Source organism: Streptomyces sp. NPDC094147 (genome assembly GCF_044764265.1).
Taxonomy (GTDB): Bacteria; Actinomycetota; Actinomycetes; order Streptomycetales; family Streptomycetaceae; genus Streptomyces.
Window position 1 is genome coordinate 131,201 of sequence record NZ_JBIWHT010000002.1, and the last position, 14,728, is coordinate 145,928.

Here is a 14,728-nt window from a genome sequence, read left to right on the forward strand (position 1 = left end):
AGACGGCCGACATTCGCCGCGCCGATGGACCGGGCGGCGCCTTCTCATCCGGCGCCTGGTGCGTCCGGTGTCCGCGTCGGCGGGGAGGCGGGCAGCCTCGGGGAACCGGCGGGCCTCGGGCCGGAAGTCATCGGGTACGCCTTGCAGATCCCGGAGATCCGGTACACCTCGCACGTCAGTGTGATCGTCTAGGATCGCCGGGACTCCTCGGCCCCGAGGGGTGACGAGCGCCGGACCCGTACGGCCAACATCGCGGCCCACTGGACCACTTGGCGCCGAAAGTCCCACACCGCTCGACGGTCCCCAGGCGGATCGCCCCTAGCAGAGGATCGGTCGTGCAGGGCCCCATACGTTCCTTCTGGGTGGTAACTCCCGGACACGGTGAGATCGTTACCTCTGCCTGCCTGCCTGCCTGCCTGCCTGCCTGCCTGCCTGCCTGCCCGCCCGCCCGCCCGCCCGCCTGCCTGCCTGCCCGCCCACGGCGAGGGCGCTGACGGCGAGGCCGTAGTCCGGACCTTGTACTCCGCCGTGAGCCGCGGCACGGAATCGCTGGTCTTCAACGGTCGCGTTCCCGCCAGCCAGTACGGGGCCATGCGGGCTCCCTTTCAGGAAGGCGACTTCCCCGGGCCCGTCAAGTACGGCTACCTCAACGTCGGCCACGTCGAGGCGGGGCCCGCCCGGCTGCTGGGCCGGACCGTCTTCTGCCTGTACCCCCACCAGAATCGTTTCACCGTCCCGGCCGAAGCCCTCGCGCCGGTTCCCGAAGCCGTGCCGCCGGAGCGCGCCGTGCTGGCCGGCATCGTCGAGACGGCACTCAACGCGTTGTGGGACGCGCCACCGCGTATCGGAGACCGCGTCGCGGTGGTGGGCGCGGGCCTGGTCGGCTCCTGCGTGGCGGCCCTGCTGGCCCGGTTCCCCGGCCTCCACGTGCAACTCGTGGACGTCGATCCGGCCCGCGCGGAGTTCGCCGCCGCGCTCGGAGTGGCCTTCGCCCACCCCGCGCAGGCGGCGGACGACTGCGATCTCGTCTTCCACGCCAGCGCCACCCAGGCCGGACTCGTACGTTCCCTGGAACTCCTCGCCCCCGAGGGCTCCGTGGTGGATCTCAGCTGGTACGGCGACCAGCCGATAGCCCTTCCGCTCGGCGAGTTCTTCCACTCCCGGCGCCTGGTGCTCCGCAGCAGTCAGGTGGGCGCCATCCCGCCGCAGCGGCGTGGGCGCCACACCCCCGCCGACCGCCTGGGCCTGGCGCTCGATCTCCTGACGGACCCGCTCTTCGACGTACTGATCACCGGCGAATCCGACTTCGACGAACTCCCGCAGGTGATGGCCGAGATCGCCACGGGCCGACTGCCCGGACTCTGCCACCGCATCCGCTACGACTCCCCCTGATCGATCCCGCTGACCGGTCCGTACCGACCGACCCACTCCCACTGACCGGAACCGCCGCCCCGCATCCGCCGACCCCACCCGACACCGATCTCCCGGAGAAGTCTTGTTCACCGTCACGGTTCGCGAGCACCTCATGATCGCTCACAGTCTTCACGGCGAGGTCTTCGGCCCCGCGCAGCGCCTGCACGGGGCGACCTATCTGGTCGACGCCACGTTTCAGCGTGCGGAGTTGGACGCCGACAACATAGTCGTGGACATGGGGCTTGCCGCCACCGAGCTGCGTGGGATCGTCGGTGCGCTCTCCTACCGGAATCTGGACGAAGACCCCGCCTTCGCCGGGACCAACACCACCACGGAGTTCCTGGCCAAGGTCATAGCGGACCGCCTCGCCGGCCGTGTCCATGAGGGTGCTCTGGGCGAGGGCGCCCGTGCGCTGGCCGGTATCACGGTGCAGCTCCACGAGTCGCACATCGCGTGGGCGAGCCACCACCGCGCGCTCTGATCGCCCCCGCCATGGCCATACGCCCGTACGTGCTGCTGTCGGCGGCCGTCTCCGTGGACTTCCGCCTGGACGACACCGCCCGCGAGCGGCTCGTACTCTCCAACGACCTGGACCTCGACCGTGTCGATCGTGAACGCGCCGCGGCCGACGCCGTCCTCATCGGCGCCACCACCCTGCGCAAGGACAACCCGCGCCTGCTGGTGAAGAGCGCCGAAGGGCGGGCACGGCGGATCGCCGCCGGCAGGCCGGAGCATCCGCTGAAGGTCACCGTCACCGCGTCCGGTGAACTCGACGCCGTTCTGCCGTTCTGGCACTGCGGAGGTGGGAAGCTGGTCTTCACGGTGGACGGCGCGGTGGACAAGGCCCGTCGCTCCCTGGGGGCGCTTGCCGAGGTCGTCAGCACCGGCCCCGTCCTCGACTGGCCCCTGGTCCTGGACGAGCTCGGCCGGCGGGGGGTGCGCAGGCTCCTCGTGGAGGGGGGTGGCACGATCCACACCCAGTTCCTGGCGGGGAATCTGGCCGACGAGCTCCACCTGGTCATCGCCCCACTGCTGGTGGGCGAGGCCGCCGCACCGAAATTCCTGGCCCCGGCCTCGTATCCCGGTGGCCCCACGGCCCGTATGAAACTCCTGGAGGCGCGCCCGATCGGCGACGTGGTGCTGCTGCGCTACGCCCCCAAGTCCCGGGAGTGACAACGCACTTCGGGTGGAAGCTGCCGAAGTCGGCCTATCTGGAGTGTAGTTGAACCGGCCTGGGTATGATCGGCGCGGCACTTGCCGGGCGGCGCGGGGTGGGACGGGGGATCCGCAGGTGGACGACGCGGTGGAACTGGCGGACATGATCGCCCAGTTGCGGAGCGAGCTGAGTCGGGCGATGGCGGCCGGGGACGGCGAGGGGCTGCGCTTCCGGGCGGAGCGGCTCGAACTCGAACTCACGGTAGGGGTGGAGCGGAGCCGCGAACCGGGGGCCAAGGTGCGGTTCTGGGTGTTCGACGTCGGCGCCAGCGCGCGCAGCGCGAACACCGCCTTGCAGCGGATCACGCTCACCCTCCAGCCGGTGAGCGGCGACGCGTCCGACAGACCCGCGCTGATCTCGGGCGCCGAACTGCCCGATGAGGACTGACCCGCCGGCTGACGGACCCGGGCTCGACCCGCACCGGATCGCCGAGATCATCGTCGGAACGCACGGCGGCAAGCGGCGCGGTTCCGGCTACCGGATCTCCGGCAGCGCCGTCCTCACCGCCGCCCATGTGGTCGCCGACGCCACCGACGTGCGCGTACGGTGCGACGCCGACCGGACCGGAGAGTGGTCGGCTCCCGCCGCCGTAGCCTGGGCGGACGAGGAGAACGACCTGGCGGTGCTGACCGTCGTGCCACCGGCGACGACCCCGGCGGCCGTTGAACCGGCACGGTTCGGGCGCATCGCCGACGACCGCCACGGCGTGATCGACGTGCACGCGGCGGGGTTCCCGCTGTGGAAACGGCGCCGCCGCCCCGACGGAGGGTCCTTCCGCGAACTGCACCAGGCGGACGGGACCGTGGCGGCGCTCTCCAACCTCCGCACCGGCACGCTGGAGATGACCGTGGCACCGGCCGGTGCCGACCCGGACCCGGACACCTCACCGTGGGCGGGGATGTCCGGCGCCGCGGTGTGGGCCGGCGGCCGCATCGTCGGCGTGGTCGCCGAACATCACCGTCCGGAGGGGGCGGGCCGGCTCACCGCCGTCCGTCTCGACCACGCCCTGCGCCGGCTCGGCGCCGAGCCCCGCGCCGAACTCGCGCGGCTGCTCGCGATCCCCGACCCGGCGGCCCTGCCGCTCGCCGAGCCGACGGCGTCGCACGAGGTGCGGGCCGGCGGGGTGCGGGTGGTCGGGGTCCCCGTCGCGTACGGCATCGAGCTGTTCAAGAACCGCACCGGCGAACGCGACGCGATCGCCCGGCACTTGAGCGATCCCGCCGTCCGCATGGTGACCGTGACCGGGCGCCGCGGCATCGGAAAGAGCGCGCTCGCCGCGAAGGTCATGGACCTGCTCGACCGCGGCGAGTGGCCCGGCCCGGACCGGGGGCCGGTCCCGTACGGCCTGGTCAACCTCTCCACCCGCACGTCGGGGATCTCCCTGGAGCGGCTCTACTTCGACTGCGCCCGCCTGCTCGACCCCGACCAGGAGGCGCGTCTGCGCGAGATGTGGACCGCCGACACCACGGTGCGCGACCGGCTGGCCGAACTGTTCGAGGCCATGGGCGACCGGCTCGTCGTCATCCTCCTGGACAACTTGGAGGACCTGCTCCACGACGACGGCAGCATCGCCGACCAGGGCCTCGCGATGTTCCTCGACTGCCTCTTCCGGGTCCGCGGCACCCCGCGTCTCCTCGTCACCAGTCAGGTCCCGGTGCGCCTCGCGCCCGAACTGCGGCGCTTCGCCGCCCACGTGGAGCTCTCCGAGGGACTGCGACCGGCCGAGGCGGCCGCGCTGCTGCGCGAACTCGACCGGGACGGCAGCCTCGGCATAGCGGACCTGTCCGACGAGGAACTGCTCGATGCGGCGGTCCGCGTCCACGGCGTTCCCCGTGCGCTGGAACTCCTCGTCGGCGCGGTCGCCGACGACTCGGTGCTCCTGCCCAGCCTCAGGGACGTACTGAAGGACTTCACCCGTCGCGGCGCGGTCGTCGCCGACCTCGCCGCGGGCCGCTACGAGCGGCTGGACCAGCCGGCACGTGACGTCCTCGGCGTCCTTGCCGCCCTGCGCACCCCCGTCGAGCAGCAGGTGGTCGAAGAGATCGTGGACGGGCTCGACCCGAGTCTGAGCGTGGCCCCCATCCTCATGTCCCTGGTCCGCATGCACCTGGTCTCGGTGGACCGGGCGCGCCGTACGCTGGCCCTGCATCCCTTGGACGCGGACATCGCCCGCGAACAGTTCCCCGAGGACGGCCCCTTCCGGAGGCAGGCAGTGGAGCGGCAGATCGCATCCTGGTACGCGCGCCGGACGCTGCCGAGCGGCAGTTGGCGGACGCCGACCGACCTGGAGCCGCAGCAGCGGCGCTTCGACCACCTGGTGCGCGCCGGCGACCACGACGGCGCCGCGCTGGTGCTGAACGAGATCAGCGAATGGCTCGTCTGGCACGGCTCGGTGCTCGCCGCGGTCTCGATGCACCTCGCCGTCGAGGGGCACATCGGTGACGAGCGGGTACGCCTCGCCCACACCGTCGCGTACGGGCACGCCCGGCTCAGCGCCGGCCCGATGGAGCAGGCCGTCGAGCTCTTCACCGAAGCGGCGGCCCTCGCCGAGCGCCTGGGTGACCGGCCCGCGCTGCGCAGCGCGCTGTTCGGCCTCGGCGACGCCCAGCGACAGCTGGGCCGACTGGACGACGCCGTCGGCCCGCTCGCCCGCGCCGCCGACCTCGCGCACGAGCTCGGCGACAACGAGCACGAGGTGCACGCGCTGCTCTCCCTCAGCCTCGCCCACAGCTACCGCCGCGACGGCGCGAGCGCACTGACCGGCGCCGACCGTCTCACCGAACTCGCCCGCGCCGGCGGCGACCCGCTCACCATCGCGCGCGCGGGCAACGCCCGCACCATCGCCCTGCTCACGCTCGAACGCTGGGAGGAAACCGTGGACGCGGGCGTCGAGACGGCCCGTGCCTACCGCGCCGCCGGCAGCCGGGAGGCGATCGCGTACGCACTGAACGCGCAGGGCGTCGCGCTCCTGGCGCTCGACGACCCGGCTCGGGCCGCTGCGATCCTGGAAGAAGCCCTCCGTGAGGCCTCGCTGATGGAGAACCCCCGCGCCGAGGGCGTCTGCCTGCTCAACCTGTCCTGGGCGTACTGGTGCGACGGCCGCCGCGAGCAGGCCGCCACCACCGCCGAACGCGCCTCGGCCGCCCTCCGGATCGCCGGAGCGTCCCAGGAGGCAGCGGCCCACTCCCTGGCCGAGGCGGCCCGCGCCCTCCCCGACGCCCCGCTGGCCGCCGCCGACGCGCTGACCCGGGCGGCCGTCGCACTCGACGGCAACGCCGAAGTCATCGCCCCCGCCTGGCTCACCGCCCACGCCCGGCAGCTGCGCGAGGGCTGAATCACCTGGCGCTTGGCGTGCCCCGAGGGGCAACGACTGGTGCGACCGGACACGCGAAAGCGGCGCACCCGGTGTCGCGGGTGCGCCACTTGGACTCGCCGGCTGGAGCGCGTCGCGTCAGACGTCGTAGTCCTGGTCGAAGCGGTCCTGCGCTTCCTGCTGGGCGCGCAGGGTCTCCTCCTGGTTCTTCTCCTTGGACTGGCGCGCCCGCTCCTGTGCCTCGTCCTTCTTCGAGCCCACCGCCTGCTTGGCGTTTTCCTTGAGGTTCTGCGCCTTGTCGTTGAACTGGTCCTTGATGCCCATCGAGGTTCACTCCTAGAGGGGGTGTGAGGGGGCGGAAGCCGGGGCTCTTCCCGCGGCTCCTCGGGCCTCGACCAGCGTGGCACGGCGGGACATTACCTGCATTTCCGACGGTTACGGACAGTTCTCGGGGCCCGGGACCCCGGTGGGGGCGGAAGGGTAGGGTCGAGGTCCGTGATCGAATTCGAGCTTCCCTCCCAGCCCCTCCGTATCGCCGCGGCTCAGGCGCAGGCCGTGTCGGGGGAGGTCGAGGTCAACGCGGCTGTTGTGGCGCGGATGGTTCGGGCGGCCGGAGACGGTGGGGCGCGGGTCGTCGTGTTTCCCGAGAAGTTCCTCAGCGGGTACGAGCCCGAGCTCATCCGGGCCGATCCCGAGCGGTGTGCCGTGCGGCCGGACGACCCCCGGCTCGCCCCCATGACCGAGGCCTGTCGGGCGAGCGGGGTCACCGCCGTGGTGGGGGCCGCCGTACAGGACGGTGGAGAGCTGCTCGTCTCGGCCCTCGTCATCGACGGCACCGGGGTCGTCGGGCGCTACGACAAGCAGGCCCTGTTCAAGGCCGAGCGCGCGTTCTACCGGCAGGGCCGCGCCGGGGCCACGCTCGAAGTGGGCGGCTGGCGGCTGGGGTTGGGGGTCTGCTACGACTCCGGATTCCCCGAGCACGCCCGCGCGGCGGCGCTCGACGGCTGCCACGCGTACGTCGTCGGCGCGCTCTTCAGCGAGGGCAACGGGTATCACGAGTCGCGGATCTGGTTCCCGGCGCGGGCTTTCGACAACACCGTGTACGCCGTCCTCTCCAACCACATCGGGATCACCGGGGGTTGGCGCACCTGCGGCAGCAGCGCGGTGTGGGGGCCGGACGGGCGCGTCGTCGCCGAGGCCGGTCTCACGGACGAGGAGCTCGTCTTCGCCGACCTGCTCCCGGAACGGCTGCGCGCGGCGCGGGAGGCGGAGCCCATGCTGCGGGACCTGCACGACACCGCGACCGCGCCGCGCTCGCTGGTACGGACGCGGGCCGTTCTGATGTGACCGGTTCCGGCCTCACGCGCATCCGGCTGCCCTCGCGCCGCCCGGCTCCCGGACTCCCGTACGCGCATCAAATGCGCCACAGTGGGCGCGGAAACCCGACCCAGAGGAGCCGCACATGTCGTACCCCGAGCCCAGGTACTTCGGTGAGAAGGGCGAGATCAACGCCGTGTTCCGCCCGGTGGACACCCCTGCCGAGCTGAGCGCGCCGAACGGCAGCCGTACGCACTACCTGGCCACCACCGAGTCCACCCAGGGCGAGTTCGGGCTCTACCGGCTCGACATGGCGCCGCGTGCCGGTGGCCCGAGCACCCACTTCCACCGCACGATCTCCGAGACCTTCTTCATCCTCGACGGCACGGTCCGCCTCTACAACGGCGAGCAGTGGATCGAGGCCGAGAAGGGCGACTTCCTGTACGTCCCGACCGGCGGCCTGCACGGCTTCCGCAACGACTCGGACGCCGCCGCCTCCATGCTGCTCCTGTTCGCGCCGGGCGCCCCGCGCGAGGAGTACTTCGAGAAGGTCGGGACGATCGCGCAGATGAGCGCGGAGGAACGCACCGAGTTCTTCATCCGGCACGACACGTACTGGACTGACTGACGGACGGACGGAAGGACGGGCTTGAGGGGCTGAACGCGCCCGGCCCGCCCGCCCCGTACCGCCCCCCGGTGCCCCCTCGTCGCCCGCGTACGATGCGCATTCGCGCAGCAGTTCGCCGTTCGACCGGCCCGATGAGGAGCACCGTACCCGTGGAGATACCGCCGCCGCCCGCGCCTGGGCAGCCCCCGCAGCCGCAGCCGGGGCCGGGGTACGGCTGGCCTCAGCAGAACCAGGTGCCGGGGGGTTATCCGGGCGCGTACCCGGGGCAGCCGATGAACGGCGGGCCCTGGTATCCGTATCCGGCGGCGCCGCAGCAGCCGCCCGTCAGCGGTCTGGCCATCGGCTCCCTCATCGCCGGCGTCCTGTGCTGCATACCCCCGCTCGGTCTGGTCCTGGGCGCGGTCGCCCTCGGGCAGATCAAGAAGAAGGGGCAGCGCGGCAAGGGCATGGCCATCGCCGGGGTCGTCCTGTCGGCGATCAGCACGCTTCTGCTGGTCGTCTCGATCGCGACCGGCGGACTCACCAGCGGCTGGCGGGACTTCAAGTCGGGCTGGAACGGCTCCGCTTCAGGCGTCGGCTCGAAGTCCCGCAGCACGCTCGACCTGCGCTCGGGCGACTGCTTCGACGTGCCGGGCGGCAAGCTGGAGCGCGAGGTCGTCTCCGTACGGATCGTGCCGTGCGGCGGCAGGCACGACGCCGAGGTGTCCGGCTCGTTCCGGCTCACCGCCACCGGCAGCTACCCGGGCGAGAGCGCGATCTCGGCCGAGGCCGACTCGAAGTGCTGGGACCTTGAGCAGACGTACGCCATGGACCGGTGGAAGATCCCCGCCACGGCCGGGCCGTACTACTACACGCCGAGCAAGCAGAGCTGGGGGCTCGGCGACCACAGCGTGACCTGCGCGTTCGCCGCGCACGGCGGCAAGCTCGAAGGGTCGGTGCGCAACGACTCCTCGACGCTCGACGGCGATCAGATCGCCTTCCTGAAGGCGGCCAACGCCTTCGACCGTGCGATGGCGAAGGCCCCCGACCAGGACCGGGTCGAGAACGACCTCCCCGGGTTCAAGGCCTGGGCCGGGCGGACGTCCGGCGTACTGGCCGAGCAGACGCGGCAGTTGGACGCGCACGGCTGGTCCCCGGGGCACCTCGACGGGGTGCGGCCGTACATCGACGGGCTGAAGGCCGCGCAGAAGGAGTGGGCGAAGGCGGCCGACGCCGCCGACGCGGACAGCTTCTACCAGCACTCCGCGGTGGCGGACAAGGCGATGAGGCAGTCCACCGAGATCGCCGCACGCGGCACGCTCGGCCTCGCGACGACCCCGCCGCCCGCCGACGACCACTCCGGCGGCGATTCGGGATCCGGCGGCGGTTCCGGAACCGGTGGTTCCAAAAGCGTCTGAGCAGGCCTCGAAGGGGGCAGAACGTATCCGCTATACCGCGGGTACGCCCTGGGTAACGGCGAATCATCACTTCGGGTGAATGTTTGGCCTTTGCTTGCGGTCCAGAACCCACGGTTGCCACGCTGTTGCAGATTGTCAACCTGATGGGAGTGGCCAGTGACATTCGGTGAGCAGCCGGCCTATCTGCGCGTAGCCAGCGATCTGAGGCAGAAGATCGTGAGTGGTTCGCTGCCGCCGCACACCCGTCTCCCCTCGCAGGCCAGGATCCGCGAGGAGTACGGGGTCTCGGACACCGTGGCCCTCGAAGCCCGCAAGGTGCTGATGGCCGAGGGTCTGGTCGAGGGCCGCTCCGGCTCGGGCACGTATGTGCGCGAGCGCCCGGTGCCGCGCCGGATCGCCCGCTCCGGCTACCGGCCGTCGAAGGGCGCGACCCCGTTCCGCCAGGAGCAGGCCGAGGAGGCCGCGCGGGGCACCTGGGAGTCCTCCAGCGAGCAGGAGGAGGCGACCGCCGGGATCGCCAAGCGGCTCGGCATCCGCCCCGGCGACCGCGTCATGCGCACGCGGTACGTGTTCCGGGACGCGGGCGAGCAGATGATGCTGTCCACCTCGTGGGAACCGCTGGCCGTCACCGGCCGCAGCCCCGTGATGCTGCCCGAGGAGGGGCCGCTCGGCGGCTGCGGGGTGGTCGAGCGGATGGCCGCGATCGACATCGTGGTGGACAACGTGGTCGAGGAGGTCGGCGCGCGCCCGGGGCTTGCGGAGGAGCTCCTGACGCTCGGCGGGGTCCCCGGGCACGCCGTCCTGGTCATCGAGCGGACGTACTACGCCTCGGGCCTCGCGGTCGAGACGGCCGATGTCGTGGTCCCGGCCGACCGCTACCGGATCTCGTACCACCTGCCCGTGAAATGAGCCGAGTTCGGCCCGAGGTGGCCGTCACCGTGAACTGAGTCAGGCTCAACTCCCGTAACCACAAGGCGAGTTACCGTGCGTCTCAGGTGATTCGTGCGGCGGGTGAAGGGGGCGCATCTCCTGGGTGCGCCCCCTCTTCGGCGTGCCGTCGATGACCGAATTCGTATCTCTTTGTGTAAACCCGTATCCGCTCAGTAAAGGTCAGGCGTACGCTCGGGCATATGCGGAATGCGGTTTCCTGGGGAAGCTCGCCGACCTGCACGCCGATGCCGGGAGAGGTGCGATGAACGACAGTGGCGCTGTGCTCGTCTGGCAGGTGATACGCCAGGACGACAACGGCAACCAATACCGCGTCGGCAAGTACGCCACGCAGGCCGAGGCCCAGCGCATCGCGGACAGCCTCGACCACCGCGGGCACAAGCAGCTCTACTGGGTCGAGCGGATAGCCGCTCCCGCCCAGCCGTAGCGCCCCCGGCAGGGGGGAATCAGGGGCGCGCGTTACGCTCCGGCGCATGAACCAGACCGTCGTGGTGGCCGGAGCCGTCTATGACCAGGGGCGTCTGCTCGCCGCCCGCCGCAGCGCCCCGCCCGAGCTGGCCGGCCGCTGGGAGCTGCCCGGCGGCAAGGTGGAACCGGGGGAGAGCCCGCAGCAGGCCCTCGTACGGGAACTGCGCGAGGAACTCGGCATCGAGACCGAGGCGCTGGAGCGGATCGCGGGGGAGTGGCCGCTCAGGCCGGGCCTCGTCCTGCACGCCTGGACCGCGCGGCTGCTCGACGGCGAGCCCCGGCCGCTCCAGGACCACGACGAACTGCGCTGGCTCGCGCCCGAGGACGCCGACGCCGTCGACTGGCTGCCCCAGGACCGTCCGGCGGTCGCGGAAGCCATGCGAATCCTCGGAACTTTGCGCCGTTAGTACCACGATGCGCCCCACTTGGGGATAGTCAGTCCCAAATACCGGGTATGTGGCTATTAATCGTTTCTAAACCCCCGAACCACCGGATGTCGGGTGATCGGCGTGATCGACACCTCGGGCGAGTGTGCCGAGTGGACCTTCCCTGCAGAACCGGGAGCCGTACGGACCGCCAGGCACGCCGTCCGGGACGCCCTGCGCGGCTGGGCCCTCGACGCGGCGGCCGTCGACGTGGCCGTGCTCCTGGTCAGCGAGCTGGTGACCAACTCGCTGCGGCACGCCTCGGGGCCCATCGGGGTCCGGCTGGACCGGCTCGACGGTGCCGTCCTCCTCGTGGAGGTCTCCGATCCGCTTCCGGATGCGCCCGTGGAACGCGTCGCGGACATCGACGACGAAGGGGGCCGGGGCATACAGCTCGTGGCCTGCTCGGCCCGCCGCTGGGGGACCCGGCGGGGCAGAACGGGCAAGACCGTGTGGTTCGAGCTGGCTCTGTCTGGTTAGAAGGAGGGAGGGACGGACGATCACAACCCCCGGACGGCACCCCGTCGACAACGGCTGGAAAAGAACGAGACCGGGATGTGATCGTGAACGCCGTGTCGGCTGGGGCCGTAGTGCTGAATACTGCGGTCAAGGCCGGTCCGGTGCGGTGAGCTGGAGGGGACGGTCGCGTGAGCGAGATACCTGAGACGGCTGGCGATGTCGTGTGGCAGAGCAGCCCGCCTGGCTCGATCTATGACTACATCCGCGTCGCCTCGTTCTCGATCGGGCCCGACGGACTGATCGAGCAGTGGAGCCTGCGGGCCGAGGAACAGTTCGGCCTGGCCGCGGCCGCCGTGATCGGGCGCGATCCCGTGGAGGCGTTCATGCCGTCCGAGCTGCGCCCGCGCGGTCATCTCCGGGTCGCCGAGATACTGGACGGCAAGGAGTGGACGGGCGTCGTCCCGTTCCGCCTGCCCTCACCCGCGTGCGGCGAACGCCCGCAGGGCCTCGCCGAGCTCTACGTCATGCCGAGCCGGACGGCCACCGACGAGCGTGCCGCGCTCTGTATCGTCGTGGACGTACGCGCCCTGCGCGGTATCGAGACCGACCTGGCCGCCTCGCAGGCAATTTTTGGTCAATCTCCCTATGGCTTCCTGCTGTTCGGTACGGATCTCACGGTGCTGCGCGCCAACCAGCGGTTCGCCACCGTCTTCGGCGGCGCCCCCGAGGAGCACCGGGGTCACACCGTTCACGACTACCTCTCCCGCCCCGAGGCCGAGCGGATGTCGGCCGCCCTGCGCCGGGTCCTGGACACCGGCGAGTCCGTCACCGACCTGCAGATCGTCGGCTCCGCCCCCGGGGGCACCGACCACAGGCACTGGTCGATCAACCTCTACCGGGTGCACAGCGGCACCGGCCGCCCCATCGGGGTCGCCGGGCTCGGCATCGATGTGACCCGCCGTCACAACGCGGCCCGCGAGGCCGCCGACGCCCGCCGCAACCTGGCCCTCCTCAACGAGGCGGGCGCCCGGATGGGCAACTCGCTCGACCTGGAGACCACCGCCCGCGAACTCCTCGACATCACCGTCCCCGGCTTCTGCGACCTCGCCTCGGTCGACCTCTACCAGAGCCTCCTGGCCGGCGGGGAACCCGCGCCGGGCCAGGCCGACGGGCGCGGCGAACTGCGCCGGGTCGCGGTCGCCAGCGCCGTCCCGGAGGGCCCGCTGGCGGGCGCTTCGAGTGCTTCCGGTGCCTCAAGTGGTGCAGGCGCCTCGGGCGGCGAAGGGAGCGCAGAAGGCGCAGAAGGCGGCGAAGGCGAGGTGGGCGTGGGGGACCTGCACCGCTACCCCTTCCACTCCCCGTACGCCCGCGCCCTGCGCACCGCCCGGGTGCACACCGTGCCCGGGGCGGACCGCAGCCTCGTGCACACCACCCTCGCCGTCCCGATGGTCGCCCACGACACCGTGGTGGGCCTGGTGCAGTTCGCCCGCGCGAAGGGGAGCGAGCCGTTCGGCGAGCGCGACCGGGCGCTGGCCACCGAGCTCGCCTCGCGTGCCGCCGTCTGCATCGACAACGCCCGCCTCTACCGAAGGGAGCACGAACGCGCGCTGATCCTCCAGCGCTCCCTGCTCCCGCCCGGCGACCCCGAGGCCGCCGGGCTCGACATCGCCTGCCGCTATCTGCCCGGCAGCGCGGAGTCCGAGGTCGGCGGCGACTGGTTCGACGTCATCGAGCTGCCGGGCCACCGCACCGCACTCGTCATCGGCGACGTCATGGGCCGCGGACTGCGGGCGGCCGTCGCCATGGGCGAACTGCGCACCGCCGTACGGACGTTGGCGCAGCTCGACCTCGAACCGGCCGAGGTGCTCTCGCACCTGGACGAGATCGCCCGCGGTCTCGGCGCCCCCGGAGGCACCCAGCAGGCACCCCGGGTCTCCCACAAGTCCCGCGACGCCGACCTCTCCGAGGTGTACCTCGCGACCTGTGTGTACGCCGTCTACGACCCGGTCACCCGCAGATGCACCTTCGCCAACGCCGGCCACCTGCCACCCGTCCTGGTCGAGCCGGGCGACGACCCGGGAGAGCCCGCCATGCTCCTGGACGTGCCGCCGGGGCTGCCGCTCGGCGTCGGCGGCGAGCCCTTCGAGGAGGTCGAGGTCGAACTGCCCGAGGGCGCGCTGCTCGCCCTCTACACCGACGGCCTGGTCGAGTCCCGCGACCATCCGCTCGACGAGGGGCTCAACGCCTTCCGCAAGACCCTCACCGACCCGGACCGGCCCCTGGAGGACGTCTGCGACCAGGTGCTCGGCTCCCTCGACACCCGGCACGGCGAGGACGACATCGCCCTGCTGCTCGCCCGCATCCAGGGCCTGCCCGCGGACGCGGTCGGCGACTGGCGGCTGCCGCGCGAACCCCGCTCGGTGGGCCGCGCCCGCGAACTGGCCCGCGCCCAGCTGCTCGCCTGGGACCTCGACGGCCTGGTGGAAACGACCGAACTGCTGGTCAGCGAGCTCGTCACCAACGCCCTGCGCTACGGCGACGGAGAGATCCGGCTCCGCCTGCTGCGCGACCGTACGCTCGTGTGCGAGGTGTGGGACGCGGGCCTGGTGCAGCCGAGGCGGCGCAGGGCCCGCGACACCGACGAGGGCGGCCGAGGCCTCCAGCTGGTCGGCCTGCTCAGCGCGGCCTGGGGCGCCCGCCGCACCCCGCGCGGCAAGACGGTCTGGTTCGAACTCGCCCTGCCGGACGGGGAGTCGGGGCCGGTGGAGCTCACGGAGGAGCAGATCCTGAGCATGTTCTGAGGGGGGCGGGGGCGGGCCCGGCTAAGGGGCGTCGGTGGGCTCGCCGTCGGGCTCCTCGGGCTCCTCGGCGGGCGGGGCGGCGGCCGGGCGCTGATGGCGTGAACTGCCGGGTGTGGTACGGGTGTTGATGCGCCGCTTGCGCTTGATGTACGTGTACCCCGCCGCTGCGGCTGCCGCGAGGACCACGGCGATCGGCAGCACCAGGTCGCCGCTGGAGCTGCCGCTTTCGTGGCTGCTCCGGGCGTACGCGGCCGTGGCGGACAGCACCGTCCAGCACAGCGCGGCGAGCGCGACCGTGAGGTTCTGGGCGGCTTTGCGGTGCCGGGCGTGGCGCGTCACATCA

The 14,728-nt window shown here is 72.0% G+C and carries 15 protein-coding genes; 13 read left to right on the top strand and 2 right to left on the bottom strand.

The window, feature by feature from the left end:
• Positions 1-468: 468 nt before the first annotated feature.
• From ACIQ8J_RS06010 to ACIQ8J_RS06030, 5 genes are all read left to right on the top strand, one after another.
• Positions 469-1,392: a zinc-binding alcohol dehydrogenase gene (locus ACIQ8J_RS06010; RefSeq protein ID WP_403267777.1), complete on the top strand. Its 924-nt coding sequence runs from the start codon at positions 469-471 to the stop codon at positions 1,390-1,392.
• A gap of 103 nt (positions 1,393-1,495) precedes the next feature.
• Entirely contained in the window at positions 1,496-1,894 is a 399-nt protein-coding gene (locus ACIQ8J_RS06015) for a 6-pyruvoyl trahydropterin synthase family protein (protein WP_403267271.1), read from the top strand.
• Positions 1,895-1,905: 11 nt separating this feature from the next.
• Positions 1,906-2,586 carry a RibD family protein gene (locus ACIQ8J_RS06020; RefSeq protein ID WP_403267268.1) on the top strand — a complete coding sequence of 227 codons (681 nt, stop codon included), beginning with the start codon at positions 1,906-1,908 and terminating at the stop codon, positions 2,584-2,586.
• A gap of 118 nt (positions 2,587-2,704) precedes the next feature.
• On the top strand, positions 2,705-3,016 hold the full coding sequence (locus ACIQ8J_RS06025; protein ID WP_403267265.1) for a trypco2 family protein: 312 nt from the start codon (positions 2,705-2,707) through the stop codon (positions 3,014-3,016).
• Complete coding sequence (locus ACIQ8J_RS06030) at positions 3,006-5,963, top strand: trypsin-like peptidase domain-containing protein (protein ID WP_403267262.1); 2,958 nt, start codon at positions 3,006-3,008, stop codon at positions 5,961-5,963. The genes ACIQ8J_RS06025 and ACIQ8J_RS06030 overlap by 11 nt, the downstream gene beginning before the upstream one ends.
• 117 nt (positions 5,964-6,080) lie before the next feature.
• On the opposite strand, the gene ACIQ8J_RS06035 is transcribed toward ACIQ8J_RS06030, so the two are convergent.
• Entirely contained in the window at positions 6,081-6,266 is a 186-nt protein-coding gene (locus ACIQ8J_RS06035; RefSeq protein ID WP_403267260.1) for a hypothetical protein, read from the bottom strand.
• Between the two features lie 171 nt (positions 6,267-6,437).
• On the opposite strand from ACIQ8J_RS06035, the gene ACIQ8J_RS06040 reads away from it, so the two are divergent.
• From ACIQ8J_RS06040 to ACIQ8J_RS06075, 8 genes are all read left to right on the top strand, one after another.
• Positions 6,438-7,289 (top strand): carbon-nitrogen hydrolase family protein, encoded by an 852-nt coding sequence (locus tag ACIQ8J_RS06040; protein ID WP_403267257.1) that lies wholly within the window; start codon positions 6,438-6,440, stop codon positions 7,287-7,289.
• A gap of 115 nt (positions 7,290-7,404) precedes the next feature.
• Complete coding sequence (locus ACIQ8J_RS06045; protein WP_403267254.1) at positions 7,405-7,887, top strand: cupin domain-containing protein; 483 nt, start codon at positions 7,405-7,407, stop codon at positions 7,885-7,887.
• 149 nt (positions 7,888-8,036) lie between these two features.
• Positions 8,037-9,284 carry a DUF4190 domain-containing protein gene (locus ACIQ8J_RS06050; protein ID WP_403267251.1) on the top strand — a complete coding sequence of 416 codons (1,248 nt, stop codon included), beginning with the start codon at positions 8,037-8,039 and terminating at the stop codon, positions 9,282-9,284.
• A 156-nt stretch (positions 9,285-9,440) separates the two neighbouring features.
• Complete coding sequence (locus tag ACIQ8J_RS06055) at positions 9,441-10,193, top strand: GntR family transcriptional regulator (RefSeq protein ID WP_403267249.1); 753 nt, start codon at positions 9,441-9,443, stop codon at positions 10,191-10,193.
• 283 nt (positions 10,194-10,476) lie between these two features.
• Complete coding sequence (locus ACIQ8J_RS06060) at positions 10,477-10,659, top strand: SPOR domain-containing protein (protein WP_403267246.1); 183 nt, start codon at positions 10,477-10,479, stop codon at positions 10,657-10,659.
• A gap of 46 nt (positions 10,660-10,705) precedes the next feature.
• Positions 10,706-11,107, top strand: coding sequence for a (deoxy)nucleoside triphosphate pyrophosphohydrolase (locus ACIQ8J_RS06065; RefSeq protein WP_403267243.1), 402 nt, complete (start codon positions 10,706-10,708; stop codon positions 11,105-11,107).
• Positions 11,108-11,200: 93 nt separating this feature from the next.
• Positions 11,201-11,605, top strand: a complete 405-nt coding sequence (locus tag ACIQ8J_RS06070; protein ID WP_403267240.1) for an ATP-binding protein — start codon at positions 11,201-11,203, stop codon at positions 11,603-11,605.
• Positions 11,606-11,772: 167 nt separating this feature from the next.
• Complete coding sequence (locus ACIQ8J_RS06075) at positions 11,773-14,385, top strand: SpoIIE family protein phosphatase (protein WP_403267237.1); 2,613 nt, start codon at positions 11,773-11,775, stop codon at positions 14,383-14,385.
• Between the two features lie 21 nt (positions 14,386-14,406).
• Here ACIQ8J_RS06075 and ACIQ8J_RS06080 read toward each other — a convergent pair whose 3' ends face one another.
• Complete coding sequence (locus tag ACIQ8J_RS06080; RefSeq protein WP_403267235.1) at positions 14,407-14,724, bottom strand: hypothetical protein; 318 nt, start codon at positions 14,722-14,724, stop codon at positions 14,407-14,409.
• Between the last annotated feature and the right edge of the window lie 4 nt (positions 14,725-14,728).

What these genes read in the sequence shown, in the direction of transcription:
- ACIQ8J_RS06035 (WP_403267260.1), bottom strand. Translation starts at nt 6,266, where the DNA reads ATGGGCATCAAGGACCAGTTCAACGACAAGGCGCAGAACCTCAAGGAA.
- ACIQ8J_RS06045 (WP_403267254.1), top strand. Translation starts at nt 7,405, where the DNA reads ATGTCGTACCCCGAGCCCAGGTACTTCGGTGAGAAGGGCGAGATCAAC.
- ACIQ8J_RS06060 (WP_403267246.1), top strand. Translation starts at nt 10,477, where the DNA reads ATGAACGACAGTGGCGCTGTGCTCGTCTGGCAGGTGATACGCCAGGAC.
- ACIQ8J_RS06065 (WP_403267243.1), top strand. Translation starts at nt 10,706, where the DNA reads ATGAACCAGACCGTCGTGGTGGCCGGAGCCGTCTATGACCAGGGGCGT.
- ACIQ8J_RS06020 (WP_403267268.1), top strand. Translation starts at nt 1,906, where the DNA reads ATGGCCATACGCCCGTACGTGCTGCTGTCGGCGGCCGTCTCCGTGGAC.
- ACIQ8J_RS06030 (WP_403267262.1), top strand. Translation starts at nt 3,006, where the DNA reads ATGAGGACTGACCCGCCGGCTGACGGACCCGGGCTCGACCCGCACCGG.